Consider the following 20268-nt stretch of genomic DNA (forward strand, 5'->3'; position numbering starts at 1 on the left):
TTAAACAACCACAAAATTGTTTACGCTGACTGACAATCCAGTAGATAGTTGTGCAAATTTTACCTGAGTAAACCCAGACGCACTGCCATCAAGGTCAAAGAACAGTCCACCTGTAGCACTGTTATAGATAAATCGTTGATTACTTGTCGTTGCAGATGTTCCAAGGGTAAACTGACTTGTCTTAAGTGAACCTGGTGATAATCCACCGCCAAAGCCAGCAGGCGATACCTGAATTAGTTCATTAGTAGCGTTGAAGTCATAAATACTGTCAACACCTTTACTGTAACTATTGAAAACAAAGGTATCAGTACCAGTTCCTCCATAGAGAGTGTCATTACCAAAACCACCTATAAGGATATCATTCCCACTCCCGCCATAGATTGTGTTCTTACCAAAGGCGCTAGAGGCGGAGATATAATCATTGCCAGCACCACCATCGAGTAAGTTATTACCTTTTGAATTATTAGCATTCAAATTATCGTCCCCAGTGCCACCGTTAAGGGTGTTATTACCTATGGAACGAGACTCGTATGTGATGGAGACATCGCGGGGTGAGTACGGGTCGCTAGGAGTGTATTCGTAGTAGCCAGAGATGGAGAGATAATCATTGCCATCACCCCCAGAGAGCAAATTATCGCCTGTTGAACCGCCAGCACTCAAGGTATCCTTACCTGCACCACCGTTGAGGGTGTTCTTACCAGACGAGCGAGAGTCGTAGTCTTGGTAGTTACCTCCTTGGTAGTAACCAGAGATGGAGAGATTATCATTGCCATCGTCCCCAGAGAGCAAATTATTGCCTGTTGAACCGCTAGCACTCAAGTTATCGTCACCTGCGCCACCGTTGAGGGTGTTCTTACCAGATGAGCGAGAGTTGTATTCGTAGTCTGGGTAGCTAGAGCTCTCGTAGCCAGAGATGGAGAGATAATCATTGCCATAGCCTCCAGAAAGCAGATTATTGCCAACAAGGGAGTCATTTCCTGTACCACCAATGAGGGAGTCATTTCCCGCACCACCAATGAGGGAGTCATTTCCCGCACCACCAATGAGGGAGTCATTTCCCGCACCACCAATGAGGGTATCATCACCCGCACCACCTCGCAGCAAATCGTTTCCACTCAAGCCATCGATTTTGTCATTACCGCCTTGACCATTAACTACATCATTTGAGTCTTCTAACCCCGTAATGTTATTGTTGAGGTCATTAAGAAAAGTTACTGTGTTCTTAATGCCCAGGCTAGTATCAGTAGAGTTGGAATCGAGGACATTAAAGCTGTCGGTGATCACATTTTGCCCGTCAAACAGGATATTACCAAAAGCTGGTTTGGCTCCAGAAGCTTTCAGATTTTCCAAGTTTTCTAGTTTGAAGTTTTGCAGGATAACTATGGCATCAGCATTCCCTGCAAAGGTGATTTCTAGATTGTTGTCATTCTGGGTCAGCAGTAAATTTTGAGCAGTTAATCCTGTACCCTGGAATTTGATGGTGTCCACTTCAGCAATAACTGCTGCTGTCGGGTTAGTTCCTTTACCTATGCCACCGAAATCAGTGATTGTATCAGTGCCGTCGCCTAAGTCGTAAACAAATTTATCCTCGCCACCGCCACCGATAAGAGTATCATTCCCAGTACCACCGATGAGAGTATCATTCCCAGTACCACCCTGTAGTAAGTCGTAGCCGCTGGTTCCAATGATATTTGCCATAACTTTTACCTACCTGATTCCATTTTTTCAGTAATTTCAGTTCTCAACCTTGAATTTAGTGCTGTTTTCGGGCACAAAATACTTACCGAAATTGACATTTTCGGCATACTTTATACCTTAACAATTAGGAACAGTAATATTTATCAAAGATTCACCCTATGAAAAGCCTAAAAGGGAAGGGGAGTAAGATTCAAAGCCTCTCTCCTTTTAGGCTACGGTATACACACAAGTCGAATTACCTCCCTTAATCCCCCTTTCAAGGGCAGGTTTTTATTTTTTAGGCAGAAGAGAAGTTGAGATTAGTAGTCTAAGGTTGAGGGAAAAAGTGACCAAAAGGAAGAGGCTGACCCAATAACAAAGCAACGATAACTTTGATGAAACCACGACGGAAACAACTCAAAAAGCGTGTGGGTTGGAGAGCAGGCGGTAAATTATCTGCCAGATGATTTGCTGGTAAATGATCATAACTACTACCAGTGTTGCTAGCATCAGCCTCACCAGCAACACTTACTAACCATAAGATTGCCCTTGGCGTTGGCTGCACCAACGCCAAGGGCGAACGCTAACCAATGACGTTCAGCACGTTTGGGATTAGTCATTTTGGTTAAATGCCAGTCTAAACCACCACGTTTAGTATCCTTGAAACAGCACTCCATCCAAGAACGCATTCCATACCAGATGCTAGAGGCTTCAAGCGGGGGAAAATCAGTCACTCTCAGCCACGGGTCAGCATAGCCCCTGCGTCTCGATACCATTCCCTCAATCTTTGCCGGACTGTATTTTCTTTCTCACCCAGTAGTTCTGCTAAAAATACTGCTACTGTTGTTAGACCAAGGGAAAAGCATCATTCCCATTCCAAAACTCCACATTGCCAGTAGCTTCGCCTGTGGCTGACTTAAATGTCGTAGCTTTGCGCTAACGATCGCTATCGAGCTGTTTAAACCTGAATACTCGTTCATGACCTGCTTTATGTCACGATGTTTTATTCTATCTTCTACCCTTTTCTAAAAACCTGCCTTTCTAAGGGGGGCTGGGGGTGGGGTTCTTTTATTATGGATAATTTGGGGGACATGATATTACTTGACTTCCACTGCAACTTCCGCAGACATCCCAGGAGTAATCCGTGATTCGTATCCTTGAATGCTATTTTGGTCAAAAACTATTTTAACGGGAATGCGTTGGACAACTTTAGTAAAGTTACCTGTAGCATTATCCGGTGGCAATAAGGCAAACTGAGCGCCGGAAGCTGGTGAAATACTGTCAACACGACCAATAAAGTTGTGATGAGGGAAACTATCTAGCTTGATCTCTACCGGCTCTCCTGGCCGCATCTTTTCTAATTGAGTTTCTTTAAAGTTCGCAACTACCCAATAGTTGTTATCTACGATTGCCATTAATGGTGTTCCCGATTGGACTCGGTTGCCAATTTCGACGTTTTTTCTACCTACCCGTCCAGCACTGGGGGCAGTAACATTGGCATAAGATAGTTGCAATTGTGCGTCTTTGAGCGATGCTTCTGATTGCGCGATCGCTGCTTTTGCCGCTTCATATTGACTACGCTTAACTGTTGTATCTTGTCCACCTGCGGTAGCTTGTTGCAATCCTCCCTTAGATGCTGCCAATTTAGCTTGGGCGTTAGTGACATTTTCTTGCGCTTGTGCTAATTGAGACTGGGCTTTGGCAACACCAACTCTGGCGGAGGCTAACTTGGCTTGGGCTTGTTGTACTCCCTGAATCGCGGCGTTTTTCTGTGCCTTAGCCACATCATAAGCAGCCTTGGCTGTGTCTAGTTGCTGACGAGGAATCGCACCTGTTTTATACAATTCGTTGTAACGATTGTAATCTGCTTGGGCTTTTTCTAAATTGGCGTTTGTTTGCGCTACCTGCGCAAGGGATGCGGGAATCCCAGCTTGAGCTTCTTGTACTGCTGCTTGGGCTGCGGGAATCCCAGCTTGGGCCTCTTGTACTGCTGCTTGGGCTGTAGAAATTGCTGCTACTGCACCACTGACATCTCCTTGCGCTTGAGTTGTCTTACCAGTAGTGGTTTGTGAACTTAAAGCAATATTTGCTTGAGCGGCTTGCGCTTGACCACGAGCATTTTCGAGGGCGGCTTGTGCTTGTTGCACCTTACTTTCATAGTCCCGTGGATCTAACTTCACTAACAATTGTCCCGGTTGCACCAGTTGGTTATCATTCACTAGCACCTGACTTATAGTTCCGGGAATGCGACTACTAACTTGGTGAATATTTCCTGCTACGGTGGCGTTGTCTGTTTCCTGGTGGGTGGAGGCGTATTGCCAGTAGTGAAAACCAAAAGTACCTGCGGCGATCGCACCCACGCCTAATCCTGCCAAAATTAAACCAGTTGGTCTTTTCCGTTTCGGTGGAACTTCTTTCTCGATCTCAGGAGTTACAACAGGTGCTTCTGCTGTTGCGGATCTATCTGCGGTAACAGTTTCTAAAGTCTCTAAATCAGGAATCACTTCTTTTTCTAAAATTATGGTTTTGTGTCCATTGCGTCCGTTAAAACTATTAGCACCCATGATTCTTACCTCACTTGCTCGTTCAATAACTTGATTAATAGTCGTTTATTTAGAATGCGTAATATTCCCAGAAAAAAATCCTTATTTCCTTAGTATGCGTAATATTATCTCAAAATATATCTTTACACTGCCTCCCCCGGTCGGGTGATTATGAAATTATCTTTAAGAGAGGTTAGCGATCGCTCGATTCAATATTTGGGAAAACAGTTCTCGGTCAGCAAAGGAAATACCTTCCATCGCTTCATCACGCACAGCTGCAGCGATTGGCGGTAAGACAGATTCTAGTTCTTTACCTGCATCCGTGAGCCAGATTCGCCAGATGCGGCGATCTTGAGTGTCACGTTCTCGACGCACCAAACCGCGTTCTTCCATCCGATCGAGTACGCCTGTTAAAGTCCCCCCCACTTGTTTGAGTTTGTCCCCAATACTAGAAGTAGGTAAACCATCTTCTTGCCAAAGACAGCACAACACCAACCAGTGAAATGGTGTCAATCCAAAGGGTTCTAGCCTCTCAGTAAACTTGCGACTCAGCAGTTGTGAGACTAATTTGATTCTGTAGCCCAAATTGTATGGTGCCAGATTTTGCTGCCATGACTCTAAGGTTGGGGAGTGATTAGATGTAGAAACCATTTAAGATAATACTTAGTGTACGTACTATTATACATAAACTAATATTGTTTAACAATACTTGCTTTGCATCTGTCTTAGGGAAGAACTTGAATCAACTGGTACTCTTTTACCGTACCGAGAACGTGGTGAGTCCGAGATAATTTAGGGGACTGGTCAGTATAGATCAAAGCATAGCTTAAAGCTGGTACTTGGGAAATAGAAACTACTGCTTGGGGGCGAATAGCAAGATAGAAATTAAGCAGTACTTGGATTTTCTGGTCTATTTGCACAAGGTAGATAGGATGAGATTGGATAATTGAAGCGATCGCACTTTGTTGTAAAAAAGTTCTTAAAACAGGGTTATAGTCACTTAACAGACCTATACTACCTGTCGTCGCCAAAGTCAGCCAACAGGGAATTAACCATCCTGCAATCCAGTAACGTGCTGTGAGAAACTTCTTGCCAAAGTAGTAACGACTAATCCACACCACAGGTAAAATTAACCAACCCAACCCCATAGCCAAGCCAATAATTGCATTCTTGTGGATGTCAGAACCACCGTAACTCAAAACGACAATACTTACTATTACAACTAAAACACCGAATCCACCAAAGCCATAACTGAGGTTTCGAGGAAGATTATGCCTTGCAAAAAGGTTTAATCTATTTTTTTTACTTTTTTGAAGAGGGAATTGTGGGGGAATTCCTGTCTGGTAAATATTGGCTAACCAGCTTAAACCCACAGATGCAAACAAAGCTATAAACGGATAAAGGCAAAGACTATAGTGAGATAAATGAGTGTTAAAAATACTCAGTTCTACAAATAAGACAAGTGGAAAACCAACTAATATTAACTGGTAACGAGGAATAGGACGACGGACAGTTAAAAACAAACCTAAAACTCCGAAAAAAGTCCAAGGAAATGCTTTTAAAGGAATATTCCATACATAGAATAGTGGCCCATTATGATTGTGATCTTCAGAACCTAGTTGCACAACAAATTTGAGCAACTCTTCAAAACTCTGATTTCCATAGTGCAGCCAGCTTAACCACAGCCAAATACAGGTTGGTATTAAACCTATAAAAAAACCTAGATATAAAATTGGGTTAGTAAGATGACGATGACGGTGATGTTCCCAAATTAAATAAGGCAATAAAGCGATAATTGGTAAAAAAATCATAAAGCTTCTGACTAAGAAGCCTAAACCTAAACTTAAACCAGTGATAAAACTCCAAAAATAGTGATATTTAGGATGTAATTCTGTTTTTATGAAAGAAAAAATAGCTAAAAGTACTAAGAAAATCATCGGGACATCAGGCGTACTTAAGCGAGAGTATTGCAGCCAGAGAAACTCTACACTTAAAATTGCAGTAGCCAGCCAAGCTAATTTTTTGCCTAGCATAATTTTGCCAATTTCATACACCAGCCATAAGCTAAAAATGCTAGCAATCATACTAGGAAGACGCGCACTAGTATCACTGATACCAAATAACTTGTAGAAACTGGCAATTAACCAATAAGGCCCAGGCGTTTTATGATGTGCCCTTTCCCAAGGACTTATCCAATTACCAGAATCAAACATCAGACGGGCACGCGAAGCGTAAAGAGCTTCATCATGTGCCATCAGGCTATTGTGCCCAGAAGTAAATAATAATAAGGGTAGCATCCAAAGGAACAAACTCAAATAGGGTAACGATCGTATCAGGCGGATTTTTCGCCAAATATGCTGCCAGAAGTGTAGTTTATGAAACATTGAATTGGTAAAATTGAATGCTGCTATTTAGACTCGTTTAAGTGTCCTGTTGTTATTAAAATATGTTACATAGTGATTGTTGAAAAATACTTGAAATTGCCGCAATTTTCCGAAAAAGTTCTCCAAAACAGAGATTTATGCAGTTAAGACCGAATCAACGCCTGAAATTAGATGACACAGACGATAAGCTGTTCTACGCCTATCCCCGCTTCGTCACCCATGTCGATGAAGGATTTATTCAACAGCTAACGGATTTATACCGCGATCGCCTCAAACCCATACTTCAGCAACGCTCAGTACAAGACACCCGCATTTTTGATATGATGAGCAGTTGGGTGTCTCATCTACCAGAAGAGATGGAGTTTGACCATGTGGAGGGACATGGACTCAATGGTGAGGAACTAGCACGTAATGCCCGCTTAAATCATTACTTTGTGCAAAATCTTAACGAAAATCCCCAGCTACCTTTACCAGATGGAGATTTTGATGCTGTTCTCAATTGCGTATCTGTACAATATATGCAATATCCAGAAGCAGTATTTTCCGAGATTTACCGCATCCTGAAACCCGGTGGTGTCGCAATTATCAGCTTTTCTAACCGGATGTTTTTTGAAAAAGCGATTCAAGCTTGGCGAGAGGCTTCAGAAGCACAGCGAGTGGAATTAGTCAAAGCTTACTTCGCCTCGGTTCCAGGATTTACAACCGCAGAAGTTATAGTTCATAAGTCAACATTACCGAATTTATTACAGTGGTTGGGTGCATCTGGAGGAGACCCGTTTTATGCCGTTATAGCTTACCGCAGTTAAGGGACTGACAAAAAATAAATTATCCCAAATTATTTGTACATTGGTAGGGGCGCAAGGCCTTGCGCCCTTACGTTCGCTAGAAGTCTCTAATTCAAATATTCACTAGTACAGCCGGCGTGTAAATCCGGCTATTATCTCAAAGACAAGCGGATTTTGCCCCTTATTAAAGACCCTTGTTATTTCTATATACATAATTTCTGTAGATGAATTATTGGCTAATGAAATCAGAACCAGAAGCCTATAGTATTGCTGACCTTCAACAGCAGAAGGAGACTGTCTGGGACGGCGTTCGCAATTATCAAGCTCGCAACTTTTTGCGCCAAATGGATGAAGGAGACTTAGCTTTTTTCTATCACTCCAGCACTAATCCTCCCGGTATTGCTGGGTTAATGCGTGTGGTGAAAAAAGATATTGCTGACCCAACCCAGTTTGAACCAGAAAGTAAATACTACGACCCAAAATCAAGTTCCAAATCCCCTCGTTGGCAAACAGTTGTAATGGAATTTGTTGAGACTTTTTATAACCCCATCTTGCTCTCAATACTCAAAGAAGAGTTTAGCGCCGAAGAGTTTATATTGGTGAAACAAGGAAATCGGTTATCAGTGATGCCTGTCCCTGAAGCAGTAGCTTTGAAGATTCTGGCGATGAAAACCTCTTAATTGAAAATTACAGCAAGACTGCACCTCACTAACTTGAAATTTACTGTATTTATGGGGATTATCTTTTTACTTTTTATTTTTTAATTAGTTCACGCCCATTGCACAGGATCTAATTTATAGTAACGTTGCAGTTGCTCATAAAGTGCCGGATGCTTAGACAGCAATTGGTGCGGTTTTTCAAAGAATGTCTCAGTCGCTACGGCAAAAAATTCTGCGGGATTGGTTGCACCATAGCTATCCATTACCGTCTTTGCACCTTGTAGAACATCATTACAAAGTTGCTGATATGTTTCTGTCATCACCTTCGCCCAAATAGGATAGTCTGAGTTGTGTTGCAGTATCGGAACTCCTTCAGCTTTACCATCTTCTTGATCCAATTGATGGGCGAATTCATGAAGCACAACGTTACGTCCATCTCTCCAGTTATTAATGTCTTGTTTCACTTGTTCCCAAGACAGTACTACTTGGTCATTTGTCCACGATTCACCCAGTCTTGCCACACGCCTTTCTTCAACAACATATTTTCCGACAGAAGTTATTTCCTGAACAAAATAAGCGTTGGGATACACCAGAATTGAACGAAGTCTGGGGAAGTATTGCCCACGTTCATTTAATAGAAGTAAACAGGCGACAGCAGCAAGAGTTAATTTCATTTCCTCTGTCACCTGTAATCCTCTACAGCCAATAAATTGCTTTTCTGCTAAGAAAACTTGAATATGTCCCTGAAGTCGTCTGATTTCATCTGGAGAAAGACACAGATAGATGGGAAGATTATTCTCAATAATAGCATTCCAAAGTGGTGGAAAAGGACGATGTTTGAGCCGATTTCTTCGCCTTTTTACTAGAATCGGATTGAATAAAATCCCAGCGATAATCAGCCCAATGAGGAAAAAGAAAACTATTATTTTAACCATTGACTTTTGAGCAGCTTACATATTTAATTCACTGGTAAGCAGAAAATTTAGAATAATGTTATTGTTGTGGCTCACTAACTACCGCTATTGGATCAGAATTATGCAAGATTGAACCTTGGTGGAAAGGCTTGTTTGAAGTCCTTGCTCAACTTTGCTAATCAGTTTGTCAAAAGCCTCTTGATTTGCTGTCAGTTGTTCTTGAAGAACTTTCTCTAACTCAGGCTTTATTTGCTCACACATATCCTCAATTTTTTTATTGCTCAAAAAATTAGAACGAATCCAACTAGGTACATCTACATTTGTCTTAATTACTTCTTGAACAGTCTTACGATTTAGCTCCATTCCTGCCGCCATCACCGAAGCCCCATATACTAGTGCAATCGGCCAGGTTAAATGTCCAGTTAGTATGAGAGTGATAATGCTAGCCACAGCGCCTCCACCAATTACTACATTGACGATAAACGCTACTGTCTCAGCCAGGATAGCATCTCCAATTTGTAACTCTGGGTTAACAAAATTTGGGTCAATACTATCCTCGAACCTTAAGCTACTTCTAGGTATCTGAAACTTTCGACATATTGGATCAGTTTGTGCGGCTAAATCGGGTTGTATTTTATTGCTAAACCAAGAAGCACATTGATGATTAATTATCTGTACGGCGCGATCGTTTTTGAGCCACTGTTCTGCCCGACCGATTAAAGCTGTTTCTAAATCGGCTAAAGTCCGTATTTTGTTTTTTTGCCAATCTTTTAAAGCTGGTTTAACTGCGTTGACAATCAAGCCATCCGCTAAAGGTTTAGTTAGTGATTCGATTAACTCTGGGATATGCCTTTCAATCAAACCTTTAAGCTTGTTCGAGGTAAATAGTTTGTTCACTTCTTGTTTAAAAGCAGCAGCACGCAGATCCCATCGTCCTACTCGTGCTAAACCCATTGCAATGCACCGTTCCGGTTCCGGATCGGGGCGAAGCAGCGTTTCTGGTTCGGGAAACATTTCCTGACAAAGAATGTGGGTGAACTTCATGCGAGATGCACCGCCAGTCATCAGCACAAGTTTCGGCACGATTCCAAGTTTTTCCAGCTTTTCTTTTGCCTCGGTTAAAGAGTCACGAAATGATTTAATCCAACTATGATGCTTCAGTTCCGGTAAGGGTTGGTTTAAAATTTCCTCCATCATCAATTTATTGACTTGGGGAATAAAATAAATCTGTTCGTTGATCGACTCGAAGCCACGCGCAAAGGATTCAGGATCGCTGTATAGTTGTTCATTAGAAAAGTAATCTTCTTTAGCTTTGCGGCAAGCAAGTTCACAACGAGCTTGGTGATGGGGATATTCCTTAAATACTTTTTCCAGTAATGCTTTTTGTTCGTGGTTGGCGAGAGTCTGGGCAAAAATAGCTTTGTCAATTAAGGATGCTCCCAAAGTATTACTCCCGAAATCTATGGGTATCTCTTCTAAGCTTTTAACTAGAGTAAAATCTGTGGTTGAAGAACCAATATCGACAATTAGCACCGATGCAACAAGTTTGTCATACTCCAACTTCCCGGCTTCTTTGGCTTGCATGAAAGCAGCCCGCGATTCTGGTACAACATTTAGTCGGGGAATACCAGCTTCTTGAAGTAGCTTTTGGTATTCGGTGCGATCGCTAACTGACCATCCTGAAGGGCAACCAATGTAAAAATAGCTACCTTCTTTGCCTTCAACTTGTTTACTTTCTTTTAAAAGGCGGTAGTAGGTTGCCACAAAAGTACCAATTGTTTCCCGATATTTGGGATCGTTGTTGGGTTTTTGCTTGAAAGAGATTGTCAGTTGGGTAACGCCAGCTTGAATTAATGCTTGTTCACCAACAAGATAGCCAAGTGTGGGATGCCAGCCAAGAGCTGTAATTTGGTTCTTCTTGTTATTAATCTCCAGCATCTGGGGGGGTTCGATGCTTTCCACGATTGCTTTCGCTACAGCCGTTTCACCGTGTCCTAAATCAAAACCGATTGTTTCTAAAATTTCCATACCCTTATTGTCTATTATTCTCTAGAAGAAGAATACACTGGTTCAATTACCCTACCGCGCCGAATTAAGCGATCGCCTTTTAACAGAGCCGGAGTTAAAGTCACGTGTTCTTTGGTATCGGGGTCGATACTTGGCTCAAAGTCAAAATACTCGCGATCGCTGTGCGGGTCATTTGGTCGGTAAATTTGAGTGTTAATTCCCTGAGACATTAAAATTTGTGGCAGAAGTTTCGCCAGTTCATGAGCCATTTGGGGTTTATCAAGTTTTGATGCGCCCATTAGCCTTTGCAGAAAATTTAATAGCTCTGGCAATTCTTCTATTGCTAGGTCGCCTTCATGTTTATTTGATTCTTCTACTCTAGCTACTGCTAGGTCGATAGTGTTGAGAGCATCGCTAAGGCAATCTAGAAATACTCTGCTATCAACTCGGAGAATCGGTTGAGGTAATTCCAATAGCCCTTCAGATATAGAATTATTTTGCTGGTTATTTAATTCGAGTTGAAGTACAATTTCTAGTCCTATAAGTAGAGAGGTTAATAAGATAGCCATCCAAGCACCTGGGGTAGTTTTAGTTAAAGAAAACAACGAGCCTAAGATGCCGATAGAAACTAGTCCCTGTAGTAGTTTCAGGATTAATTTGCTTGAAAAAAACTTTGTACTTGGGTTAGTAATTTGCCTTTGCTCTGTTGGAGCCGTTTGAAGATAGTTAGCTGCTGCAAGAGTGGCGATAGACTGCCGCAACGTATCCAGGAAAAAGGAAGCCAGACGAACTTGAGCCAAATTAAGCTTTTCAATATAAATTCTTTCGAGGTTATCGAGTCGGTTTTGAACCAGTTTAACTATTTGCTCAATGCCGATTGTATTATCAATATCTGTCTGGAGTTGGTTGCGTTCTTCGCTAAAAAGTGAGGAGATTGTTTTCATTGCGTTGATTAAGACTTTAACGTTATTAATTAGGAGTGAAATCAACACTCATTTTTTCATTTCACCCTGTAATCAGATAATGACGGAATAATTCATAATTTCTAATTATGAATTAGGTTGATTGCAAATTACTACCCATCAAAAGGAGGAGCAGAATGTTTATCTGCGTCATTGCAGACTACGGTACAGGAGATCCGGCATTTACTGAAGTCACACAACGTCTGCTGATGACTTTTCCCCATGCCCAAATTCATTTGCTTTCGGTTCCAGCATTCAGTACCTTGGCAACGGGATTCTGGATTGCCCAACTGGGACTCAACCCTGGACCTAGCGATCGCCTAATTTATCACAACTGTGCGCCTCGTCAGGATGATCCTGAAGCTCGTCGAGACAATGAAGGTGAAGGACTAACTTATGCCCTTTTATCTAATGGTGTAAAAGTCGTGGGTGTGAATGCAGGCTACACCCTCTCCTTTATCAAAGACTATACAAAGGAGTTGCGAGCGATCAACGTTTCTCGTGGTGGTTCGCAGTTTCGCTCACGGGATGTATTTCCTCCGGCTGCGGCTGCCATTATGAATGAAGATTTTAGCCTTCTGGGAGATAGCCTTAAGAGTGAGCAAATCCCAGATGTTCCACCAGATCGAATTGCCTGGATTGATGGCTACGGCAACATCAAAACAACTATCGGGGCCCATACACTTAATTTGGAGCCTCAAAGCAAGATCGTGATCCGGATTGGAGATGTGGTCAGTGATGCAGTGTATTCTGATGGTAGTTTCAAAGTATCTGAAGGAACTTTGGCCTTTGCTCCTGGTAGTTCCGGTTGGTCAACAGGCGATTCAGGAAACCCATTGCGCTTCCTAGAGCTGTTTCTGCGAGGAGGGAGTGCTTGGGAACGCTTTGGTCGTCCCCGTGTGAATCAGCAAGTAACTCAAATTGCCTAAAATTGCTTAGTTGGCTTTATCGAGTTGTCCTGACCAAAAACGATTAGATTTGTGCTGTGCCGCCATCGACGAACAATTCGATGCCAGTGATATAGCTGCTCTCGTCAGAGGCAAGGAAAGAGACTGCTTTGGCGATTTCGTCAGGTGTGCCTGGACGACCCAAAGGCGTGGTAGTAGCGGTGTCCGCCTTCATTTGCTCAATTTGCTCGTCGCTCATGCCGAGTTCAGTTTTGTAGCCAGGTGTGATCACCGTTCCAGGACTGACAACATTGACTCGGATTTGGCGGTCTTTAAGATCGACTGACCACGTGCGTGCGAATGATCGCAGTGCTGCCTTGGTAGCAGCATAGACGCTAAAAGCTGGTATACCCTTGATCGATACCATCGACCCGTTGATGACGATCGACCCACCAGCAGGCATCAACGGCAGCGCCTTCTGGACGGTGAAAAGCGTGCCTTTAACGTTGATGCCAAAATACTTGTCGAAGTGCGCCTCGGTGATTTGTTCGAGCGGCACAAACTCGCCGCCACCCGCGTTTGCAAAGAGGATATCGAGGCGTCCTTTCTGCTCTTTAATAGTGGCGTAAAGGCGATCTAAATCGCTGAGATTCGACACATCGCCCTGAACAGCAGTAACATTTTCACCGATCTCCTTCACCGCAGCATCAAGTCCGTCTTGACGACGACCTGTAATAAAGACATAGGCCCCCTCTGCAACGAACCGCTTTGCTGTAGCGAGTCCAATGCCGCTATTACCACCGGTAATAAGTGCGATTTTTCCTGTGAGTTTCTGTGACATGGTAGTGGCTCCCTTGAATGAATTAAATATGAACTTTGATAGTATTTATACTTAAACAATGTAGCTGCCTTCGAGATCAGGCATTGTCCCGGTGACGTAGAAAGTGGCAGTACTACTACTGAGTTTTTTTTAAACTGGTATAAAAGCAGTATCACCTTTTAACTCATGTTGTCAAGAAAAATAAATTTGCGTAGGTTGGGGAGCCACTGCGCCCTTGCGGTTTCCCGACTTGTACTCCTACGGAGAAGCAAGCTACGCGTAGCGTCTCCCCTTCTCCCAAAGGGAGAAGCAAGTGGCGTTTGAGGAACGAAACCCAACATTTTCGGGCATTTGTTGGGTTGAACGAAGTGCCACCCAACCTACAATTATCCTTAACCCAAGCGTATTGCCATATATCTATTATTTTAAGGTGAATTCGACGAAGCTAAAAAGCCACCCCAGTCAAAGCAGGTAAATCTTTAGAGTTAATAAGGTCAGTAGTTAGTTACGTTTTAAGCTAAAGCGCTGGCATGGTGGCGGATATGATCTTCAATAAAAGTGGCGATAAAATAATAACTGTGATCGTAGCCTTGTTGGTAACGTAAGTTTAGCGGCTGGTTAACATCTGCACAAGCTTGCTCAAACACCTTTGGTAATAATTCCTCAGCTAAAAATTTATCAGCAGTCCCTTGGTCAATGAGAATTGAACTGTGATATCTTCGTTGTTTGACTAATTCACTAGAATCATAAGCACGCCAACTTTCTTGATTGCTGCCAAGATAACCACTAAAAGCTTTTTGACCCCAAGGACAACGCATAGGTGCAGCTAGAGGTGCAAAGGCTGATACTGATTTATAGAGTTCTGGGTTTCTGATTGCACAGACAAGCGCCCCGTGTCCCCCCATTGAATGACCGAAAATACCTTGTTTATCAGGTTGGGTGGGAAAATTTGCGTTAATTAAAGCAGGTAATTCTTCAACAATATAACTATACATTTGGTAGTTTTTACGCCAAGGTTCTTCTGTAGCATCAACATAAAAGCCTGCACCTGTGCCAAAATCCCAGTCGTCATCCTCACCTGCAATGCCAGTATTACGCGGACTAGTATCTGGTGCAACCAATATTAAACCGTACTCAGCCGCAAAGCGCTGCACTCCTCCCGCCTTAACCATAAAATTCTCTTCCGTGCAACTCAAACCAGATAGGAAATAGAGAATCGGCGCAGGTTTTTGAGTTGCTTGTGGTGGTTGATAAATACTAAAGCGCATTTCCCCGTTACAGGTTGAGGAGGGATGACTGTAAAAGCCGAGTTTGCCACCAAAGCAAATAAATTCGGAAATGAGGTTGAGGTTAGGCATTGGTTGTATTCTATTTCCTGAGCGGTTGTGGGAGAATGATTATTTTAATGTGAGTTTAAATCTGTTCTTCTTGCCTGCACAACTTGGGGTAAAACTAGCGAGGAAAGTCCCCTGGTTGCACTCCCGGTAGGTCCCTACGGTGTACACACAAGTCGGAAAAATATCTGCCAAAGATTTGCGGTGAAGCAGCGCTCTTGGTAGGGTTTCCAACGCCAGATGCTCCACTTGGGGAGACCCCAAGACCGCGCTGGCTCCTCCGCTGGCGTGACAAAACTAAATTGTTGCAATCATGGCATACACATTTGTTATTTTGGCGTACTCATTTGTTATTTCGGCGTACGCATTTGTTATTTCGGTGAGTGCATTTGTTATTTCGGTGAGTGCATTTGTTATTTCGGCGAACTCATTTGTTATTTCGGCGTGTCCATAACGCATTTTACGAAACTACTAGAATTGAAACCTATGCTGGTCATACTTGTGTGTACACCGTAGTGGTAGGCCCAGAGCGCCACGGACTCGTTATCCGATTGTGGAAAAAGCTTTTACCAAGCCTAAGCTCGACTTTATCCATTTTTTTCGCAACGCGATCGCTTAAGCTGAAACCTTTGTAGGACAGTAGTTTTACTTTTTTAACTTCATTTATAATCTGTGACGTAGAAAAAGTATTTGCCAAAAAGCTAGGGTTTTTGCCGGATAAAGAAAGCGAGTTCTTAATTTTGGATAAAGTCAAGCTAAGAAAGTATCTAAAAATACTGCCTAACTGCTTTTCATTTCTTTTATTACTCTGAGTTCATTTGATTGTTCGACATGGAATCAATTGCTTCAAATGTCGAGCTATTTTTGCTTGCTTTAATCTAAACTCCAGTTAGAGGGATCGAGTTCTAAAAGCTGACAAAACTTAAAATAATCAACTTGAGAGTTAAATTCACTAGTCTAGTAGCCCTTCACGGCTACAATCAACTTAAGACCCAAAGGTTTGCTTCATTTTTGAAAGAAGCTTCGAGATGGACTCCCCATGAATAATAGAACCATGCATTGTTGCAAGGTACTTAATGGGTAGATTCTCTATTGCCTCAATCCCTCGAGTGAAGGTTTTTCCTTCAGACATAAACCCGACTTTTTGCTGAAAGTTAATGATAGATTCTGTAAGATCCTTTTCGGTAATCGGTTCCTCGAACTGACCAGGATGAGCCGCAAGATCGGAACAAAAAAGGATCTCCTCTTGCGGCTGATAGAATATACAACCCTCCCATCCATGAGGAAAATGAGGAGTTTCAATCAGTATGATATCTCTTTTACCCAAGGAAAGAGCAAAGTTATTCTTAAGAGCCGTTGTTGGTCGCAGTGCAAAGTCATCCATATTCGATTGATTCAGAGGACTCACAATTGTTTTTGCTTGCGGTGCTGCTTCAAGCCATTGATTAAGCGCTCCGCACTCATCAGCCTCAAGGTGACATAAACCAATGTAATGAAGTTTTGAAGCATCGCAGACAGACGAAACAAGCTCATAAGTTTGCTCAAACCAATTTGAGCGACCTGTATGAATAAGCATCGGGCGCTCATCAAGGATAAGGAATTGACTGAAAACGAACTTTTTGTTATTTGAGATAGAAAGCTTATATATATTAGGAACTATCTCATCTATCCGCGTGAAGTTAGCATTGATATGCGTAAACATTATATTTTTTGGGTTTATTAAAAGACTTAACTCTCAGTAGAAATATTTAAAAAGGAGAATTGCTGAACTAAAACAAGAAGAATTGATTTGGGATGAATTTTCATAATCTGCCTCTAAATATTAAACAACTGTTTAACGATAGGTTTACAGTTGTTTGTCACGAAAAAGGGTGATAATAGCTATATTGTAAAAGTTTTGGATTAGGACAGTAGATATGACATTGAAAAACACCTTTGGTGAATATAGTTTCGTTAGTAAAGTAGACGTTACTGATCTGGAAGCTAGTGTCAAATGGTACAAGGACAAACTCGGTTTAGTTCTTGAATCAAAATATGACACGCCTAGCTGGAGACAGTTTAGTATCCCTGATATTGAGCGCTTTGCAATTGGACTGAACTTAAGTAACTCAGTTGAAGCAGGTAGTACTGTTAGCACCTTTGTTGTAAAGGATATAGTTGCTGCTCGTCAAAGCCTTATTGAAAAAGGAGTTGAAGTTGGGCCAATTACAGATGTCGGTCACGGAGTTCAATTGTCTGTCTTTAAAGATATTGACGGAAACTTGTTGGGACTTCGGCAAAATCCGCAGTCTTAACTAGCTTATTGCTAAAATCGGGGATTTAGGTAGCAACTGAACTCATGTTACTACCTAATCCCCAAGCTGTGCAGATAGCGCTTTAGATGTACGTGCGCTCAATGCCTTGCCTCCGAAACGCCAACTTGGTAGCAAAGTATATGCTGATTCAGCTTATACTGCTTATACCGTCGATAATGATCTGGAAGAAAGTAGTCAAATATTCTTAAAAGTAATGCGTAAGAGGAATTCTTTGCGTCAAGACCAACCCTAGAATCAATAGATCAAACAATCTACTCGACATGATATTGAAACCGTATTCAGTGGTATTACTGGTGTTTTTCCAAAATTTATTCATGCTTGTACTTGGCTAGGGTTTTTACTGAAGATTGAAGCATTTATTTTTTCATTTACCTACAATAAGTATTTCTGATATTAGTTAAATATTTGACACTAAATAATTCAGTATTTAGTCAAAGTTGACAGTTGAGCTACGCATAACCGTCAACTTGTGATGGCGATCGCATGAATTGACGGATGCAAAAAAATCTAAAATTTGATAACTAGCAACTTGGGCTAATAGCGATCGCTCTGACCTATTTCGTCACAACCGTTAACGTTGGCATAGCAATCCAAACTGCGGGCGTATGATGAATTATGATGAGTTTTCGAGAGAGCTTTGCTATTACAGATATTGGTGGTAGTGATACAGCTTATGGTGTTGCCATTCAAACGGATGGCAAGATTGTAGTAGTAGGAGAAACCTACAATAGTAATGGTAACTTTGCGGTGGTTCGCTATAATCCAGATGGTAGTCTTGATAGCAGCTTTGGCAATAGTGGCAAGGCGATCGCAGATTTTGCTAACCAAACCGATAGAGCCTATAGCGTTGCCATGCAGTCAGATGGTAAAATTCTAATCGCCGGAATTACCTATAACAATAATCAAGTTGATGCTGGTTTTGTACGCTACAACTCTAATGGCAGCTTAGATACCAGCTTTGGCAATGGCGGAAAAGTTGTTACAAACTTTGAGGGTAAAAACGAATGGATAAACAGCATTGCCGTCCAACAGACGGCAAAATTGTTGTGGGGGGATATCTTAACCCAAATGACGGTTCCATCAATAATGACTTTGCCCTGATACGTTACAACTCAGACGGTAGTTTGGACACTACCTTTGGTAATGGGGGTAGGGTTATTACTTCCATGAGCAATGGCCAAGACTTTATTGCAAGTATCTTGATTCGCCAGACAGTAAGGTTGTAGTGACTGGGAGTGCCATGAACATTAATGGCAACAATAATTTTATCTTGGCACGTTACAACTCTAATGGCAGTATAGATACTAATTTTGGCAGTAACGGTAAAGTAATCACAGACTTTCCTGGCACAGATGACTTTGCAGATAGTGTTGCTCTCCAATCTGATGGCAAAATTGTTGTGGCCGGATCTACTGGGAATATTGGTGCCAATGGAGATTTTGCTCTAGTGCGGTATAACTCTAATGGCACTCTGGACGCTAATTTTGGTAATGGCGGTAAGGTTGTTACAGATTTAGGCGGTAGTAATGATGTTGGTCAAAGTTTGGCCATTTTGCAGAATGGCAAAATTGTCGTGTCTGGGTTTGCTCAAAACGGAAGCGATCGCTGTGACTTTGCTTTAGCTGTCTACAACTCCAATGGCAGCTTAGATACCAGCTTTGGCAATAGCGGTAAAGTTATAACTCCTGTTGGGAGTAGTTATTTTCAAAACACTGCGGTTGCCGTTCAGTCTGACGGTAAAATTGTGGTTTCGGGAAGTGACAACAGTAACTTTCTTGTAACACGTTACGAGGCACCCTCTAATAATCTTCCCACTCCCTTGAATTTAACTTATTACAAATTAGTAACAAGCGACTTTCTCCAAGACTGGTCAAATACTAATTTGATTACTACGGATGATGATTGGAGTAATTTACCCAATATTAGAGGTTTTAGAGGTGATGGTTTAGTTAGTCGCATAGGTACTAACCCACAAACAGTACTAGCTGATGGGTCTGCAACTCCTGTTGATGTGAATGCAAATCAAAGTAATCCAAGTACCTATACAAATAGTGGAATTACGGAATTTGCATTGAGCAATCCAACTATTGCCCTCAGAGGCTCATCAACTGCTACAGCGCCGAATTTAGTTATTTATTTAGATGCTAGTGGGCGGCAAAATCTCCAACTTAGCTTTACACTACGTGACAACGATACTTATTTTGTTTCAGCAAACACTTCTTTTCAGACTGCTGCGGCAATTACCGCGCTGACTTTAGATAGCGATCGCGGTAACTACATCGGTCAGAGTGATTACTATAGCTATACTCTTGACACAGGAAAGTTTAGAGCTTCCCGTGTATACCCCGACAATCCCAGTAGCAATAATGCTATCCAAATCAATTACTATGATGGTATCAAATCGTGGTATCTTTCATTTGCAGCTCCATTTAATGCTCCACTTACAGCAGGCACTACATACACAGGTGCAGCACGTTTCCCATTCCAAACCTCTAATCAGCCTGGTTTAGATGTCAGTGGTGATGGACGCGGCTATAACTCATTGACAGGCCAGTTTACAGTTAATCAAATCGTCTACGGTTCTGGCAGCGAAATTCTCAATTTTGATGCCACCTTCCAAGAATACGGCGATGGCGACCCTGCCAGTAAAAGTTTCAAAGGTCGCATTCAATACTACGCTACCCCTAACAATTTAGTTGCTGGTGTATTAACCAATGAAACATATATTGGAAATACGGCACTGAAAGCAACTTTAGTGTCTGGGACAAATAACGGTAGCCTTGTTTTCAATTCTGATGGGTCTTTTACTTACACTCCTAATGCTGGCTTTTAAGGTATTGATACATTCAGCTATAAAGCGAATAATGCGATGTCTACGACGGGCTACGCCTACGCAGATTCTAATATTGCAACAGAGTAACTTTAAATGTTGGGAATCAAGCGCCTACAGTCACTTTACCCAGCACAAACCCCACTTACTT

At 42.1% G+C, this 20268-nt stretch carries 21 protein-coding genes and 2 pseudogenes; 10 read left to right on the forward strand and 13 right to left on the reverse strand.

The window, feature by feature from the left end; genetic code table 11:
- From V7K60_RS08395 to V7K60_RS08425, 7 genes are all read right to left on the reverse strand, one after another.
- Positions 1-1698, reverse strand: a complete 1698-nt coding sequence (locus tag V7K60_RS08395; RefSeq protein WP_334924546.1) for a calcium-binding protein — start codon at positions 1696-1698, stop codon at positions 1-3.
- 307 nt (positions 1699-2005) lie between these two features.
- Positions 2006-2242, reverse strand: a complete 237-nt coding sequence (locus V7K60_RS08400) for a hypothetical protein (RefSeq protein ID WP_334924548.1) — start codon at positions 2240-2242, stop codon at positions 2006-2008.
- The gene (locus V7K60_RS08405; protein WP_334924550.1) at positions 2193-2411 is read right to left on the reverse strand and encodes a hypothetical protein; all 219 of its coding nucleotides are present in this window, start codon (positions 2409-2411) and stop codon (positions 2193-2195) included. The genes V7K60_RS08400 and V7K60_RS08405 overlap by 50 nt, the downstream gene beginning before the upstream one ends.
- Before the next feature lie 75 nt (positions 2412-2486).
- Positions 2487-2657, reverse strand: a complete 171-nt coding sequence (locus tag V7K60_RS08410) for a hypothetical protein (RefSeq protein ID WP_334922169.1) — start codon at positions 2655-2657, stop codon at positions 2487-2489.
- A gap of 117 nt (positions 2658-2774) precedes the next feature.
- Positions 2775-4241: an HlyD family secretion protein gene (locus tag V7K60_RS08415; protein ID WP_334924552.1), complete on the reverse strand. Its 1467-nt coding sequence runs from the start codon at positions 4239-4241 to the stop codon at positions 2775-2777.
- Between the two features lie 162 nt (positions 4242-4403).
- Positions 4404-4871: a MarR family winged helix-turn-helix transcriptional regulator gene (locus V7K60_RS08420; protein ID WP_334924554.1), complete on the reverse strand. Its 468-nt coding sequence runs from the start codon at positions 4869-4871 to the stop codon at positions 4404-4406.
- A 74-nt stretch (positions 4872-4945) separates the two neighbouring features.
- Entirely contained in the window at positions 4946-6604 is a 1659-nt protein-coding gene (locus tag V7K60_RS08425; protein ID WP_334924556.1) for an ArnT family glycosyltransferase, read from the reverse strand.
- 137 nt (positions 6605-6741) lie between these two features.
- Between V7K60_RS08425 and V7K60_RS08430 the strand changes: the two genes are divergently transcribed.
- Together V7K60_RS08430 and V7K60_RS08435 are read left to right on the forward strand one after the other, a co-directional pair.
- Positions 6742-7410 (forward strand): class I SAM-dependent methyltransferase, encoded by a 669-nt coding sequence (locus tag V7K60_RS08430; protein WP_334924557.1) that lies wholly within the window; start codon positions 6742-6744, stop codon positions 7408-7410.
- Between the two features lie 203 nt (positions 7411-7613).
- Positions 7614-8069, forward strand: coding sequence for an EVE domain-containing protein (locus V7K60_RS08435; RefSeq protein ID WP_334924559.1), 456 nt, complete (start codon positions 7614-7616; stop codon positions 8067-8069).
- An 89-nt stretch (positions 8070-8158) separates the two neighbouring features.
- Here the strand turns inward: V7K60_RS08435 and V7K60_RS08440 are convergent, their stop codons facing one another.
- The 3 genes from V7K60_RS08440 to V7K60_RS08450 all read right to left on the reverse strand — a co-directional run bounded on the left by V7K60_RS08440 (position 8159) and on the right by V7K60_RS08450 (position 11913).
- Positions 8159-8983 carry a zinc-dependent peptidase gene (locus V7K60_RS08440; RefSeq protein ID WP_334924562.1) on the reverse strand — a complete coding sequence of 275 codons (825 nt, stop codon included), beginning with the start codon at positions 8981-8983 and terminating at the stop codon, positions 8159-8161.
- An 84-nt stretch (positions 8984-9067) separates the two neighbouring features.
- Complete coding sequence (locus tag V7K60_RS08445; protein ID WP_334924564.1) at positions 9068-10990, reverse strand: Hsp70 family protein; 1923 nt, start codon at positions 10988-10990, stop codon at positions 9068-9070.
- A 14-nt stretch (positions 10991-11004) separates the two neighbouring features.
- Positions 11005-11913 carry a hypothetical protein gene (locus V7K60_RS08450; RefSeq protein WP_334924566.1) on the reverse strand — a complete coding sequence of 303 codons (909 nt, stop codon included), beginning with the start codon at positions 11911-11913 and terminating at the stop codon, positions 11005-11007.
- Between the two features lie 155 nt (positions 11914-12068).
- Between V7K60_RS08450 and V7K60_RS08455 the strand changes: the two genes are divergently transcribed.
- Positions 12069-12860 carry an SAM hydrolase/SAM-dependent halogenase family protein gene (locus tag V7K60_RS08455; protein ID WP_334924568.1) on the forward strand — a complete coding sequence of 264 codons (792 nt, stop codon included), beginning with the start codon at positions 12069-12071 and terminating at the stop codon, positions 12858-12860.
- A gap of 43 nt (positions 12861-12903) precedes the next feature.
- On the opposite strand, the gene V7K60_RS08460 is transcribed toward V7K60_RS08455, so the two are convergent.
- Both V7K60_RS08460 and fghA read right to left on the reverse strand, forming a co-directional pair.
- Positions 12904-13659: a glucose 1-dehydrogenase gene (locus tag V7K60_RS08460; RefSeq protein ID WP_334924570.1), complete on the reverse strand. Its 756-nt coding sequence runs from the start codon at positions 13657-13659 to the stop codon at positions 12904-12906.
- Between the two features lie 491 nt (positions 13660-14150).
- Positions 14151-14996: an S-formylglutathione hydrolase gene (fghA, locus tag V7K60_RS08465; RefSeq protein WP_334850679.1), complete on the reverse strand. Its 846-nt coding sequence runs from the start codon at positions 14994-14996 to the stop codon at positions 14151-14153.
- A gap of 380 nt (positions 14997-15376) precedes the next feature.
- Here fghA and V7K60_RS08470 point away from each other — a divergent pair, with 380 nt between their 5' ends.
- Positions 15377-15607, forward strand: a complete 231-nt coding sequence (locus V7K60_RS08470; RefSeq protein WP_334924572.1) for a hypothetical protein — start codon at positions 15377-15379, stop codon at positions 15605-15607.
- Positions 15608-15957: 350 nt separating this feature from the next.
- On the opposite strand, the gene V7K60_RS08475 is transcribed toward V7K60_RS08470, so the two are convergent.
- Positions 15958-16674 (reverse strand): hypothetical protein, encoded by a 717-nt coding sequence (locus V7K60_RS08475; RefSeq protein ID WP_334924574.1) that lies wholly within the window; start codon positions 16672-16674, stop codon positions 15958-15960.
- Positions 16675-16888: 214 nt separating this feature from the next.
- Here V7K60_RS08475 and V7K60_RS08480 point away from each other — a divergent pair, with 214 nt between their 5' ends.
- The 6 genes and pseudogenes from V7K60_RS08480 (at position 16889) to V7K60_RS08495 (ending at position 20120) form a co-directional block, all read left to right on the forward strand.
- Positions 16889-17266: a VOC family protein gene (locus tag V7K60_RS08480; RefSeq protein ID WP_334924576.1), complete on the forward strand. Its 378-nt coding sequence runs from the start codon at positions 16889-16891 to the stop codon at positions 17264-17266.
- A gap of 76 nt (positions 17267-17342) precedes the next feature.
- Positions 17343-17678, forward strand: a pseudogene (locus V7K60_RS35170) (IS982 family transposase); the annotation flags it as partial.
- Positions 17679-17902: 224 nt separating this feature from the next.
- Positions 17903-18388: a delta-60 repeat domain-containing protein gene (locus V7K60_RS08485; RefSeq protein ID WP_334924578.1), complete on the forward strand. Its 486-nt coding sequence runs from the start codon at positions 17903-17905 to the stop codon at positions 18386-18388.
- Positions 18292-18513, forward strand: coding sequence for a delta-60 repeat domain-containing protein (locus tag V7K60_RS35175; RefSeq protein ID WP_442944354.1), 222 nt, complete (start codon positions 18292-18294; stop codon positions 18511-18513). The genes V7K60_RS08485 and V7K60_RS35175 overlap by 97 nt, the downstream gene beginning before the upstream one ends.
- A pseudogene (locus V7K60_RS08490) lies at positions 18507-18965 on the forward strand (hypothetical protein); the annotation flags it as partial. The gene V7K60_RS35175 and the pseudogene V7K60_RS08490, both read left to right, overlap by 7 nt.
- Positions 18966-20120 (forward strand): hypothetical protein, encoded by a 1155-nt coding sequence (locus V7K60_RS08495; protein ID WP_442944355.1) that lies wholly within the window; start codon positions 18966-18968, stop codon positions 20118-20120.
- Positions 20121-20268: the final 148 nt, after the last annotated feature.

Source organism: Nostoc sp., from assembly GCF_036917555.1.
Lineage (GTDB): Bacteria > Cyanobacteriota > Cyanobacteriia > Cyanobacteriales > Nostocaceae > Nostoc.

Bases quoted from the DNA above. Each gene is read 5' to 3' on its own strand.
- V7K60_RS08395 (WP_334924546.1), bottom strand. From the start codon at position 1,698: ATGGCAAATATCATTGGAACCAGCGGCTACGACTTACTACAGGGTGGT.
- V7K60_RS08410 (WP_334922169.1), bottom strand. From the start codon at position 2,657: ATGAACGAGTATTCAGGTTTAAACAGCTCGATAGCGATCGTTAGCGCA.
- V7K60_RS08415 (WP_334924552.1), bottom strand. From the start codon at position 4,241: ATGGGTGCTAATAGTTTTAACGGACGCAATGGACACAAAACCATAATT.
- V7K60_RS08420 (WP_334924554.1), bottom strand. From the start codon at position 4,871: ATGGTTTCTACATCTAATCACTCCCCAACCTTAGAGTCATGGCAGCAA.
- V7K60_RS08425 (WP_334924556.1), bottom strand. From the start codon at position 6,604: ATGTTTCATAAACTACACTTCTGGCAGCATATTTGGCGAAAAATCCGC.
- V7K60_RS08430 (WP_334924557.1), top strand. From the start codon at position 6,742: ATGCAGTTAAGACCGAATCAACGCCTGAAATTAGATGACACAGACGAT.
- V7K60_RS08435 (WP_334924559.1), top strand. From the start codon at position 7,614: ATGAATTATTGGCTAATGAAATCAGAACCAGAAGCCTATAGTATTGCT.
- V7K60_RS08440 (WP_334924562.1), bottom strand. From the start codon at position 8,983: ATGGTTAAAATAATAGTTTTCTTTTTCCTCATTGGGCTGATTATCGCT.
- V7K60_RS08445 (WP_334924564.1), bottom strand. From the start codon at position 10,990: ATGGAAATTTTAGAAACAATCGGTTTTGATTTAGGACACGGTGAAACG.
- V7K60_RS08450 (WP_334924566.1), bottom strand. From the start codon at position 11,913: ATGAAAACAATCTCCTCACTTTTTAGCGAAGAACGCAACCAACTCCAG.
- V7K60_RS08455 (WP_334924568.1), top strand. From the start codon at position 12,069: ATGTTTATCTGCGTCATTGCAGACTACGGTACAGGAGATCCGGCATTT.
- V7K60_RS08460 (WP_334924570.1), bottom strand. From the start codon at position 13,659: ATGTCACAGAAACTCACAGGAAAAATCGCACTTATTACCGGTGGTAAT.
- fghA (WP_334850679.1), bottom strand. From the start codon at position 14,996: ATGCCTAACCTCAACCTCATTTCCGAATTTATTTGCTTTGGTGGCAAA.
- V7K60_RS08475 (WP_334924574.1), bottom strand. From the start codon at position 16,674: ATGTTTACGCATATCAATGCTAACTTCACGCGGATAGATGAGATAGTT.
- V7K60_RS08480 (WP_334924576.1), top strand. From the start codon at position 16,889: ATGACATTGAAAAACACCTTTGGTGAATATAGTTTCGTTAGTAAAGTA.
- V7K60_RS08485 (WP_334924578.1), top strand. From the start codon at position 17,903: ATGATGAGTTTTCGAGAGAGCTTTGCTATTACAGATATTGGTGGTAGT.
- V7K60_RS35175 (WP_442944354.1), top strand. From the start codon at position 18,292: ATGGATAAACAGCATTGCCGTCCAACAGACGGCAAAATTGTTGTGGGG.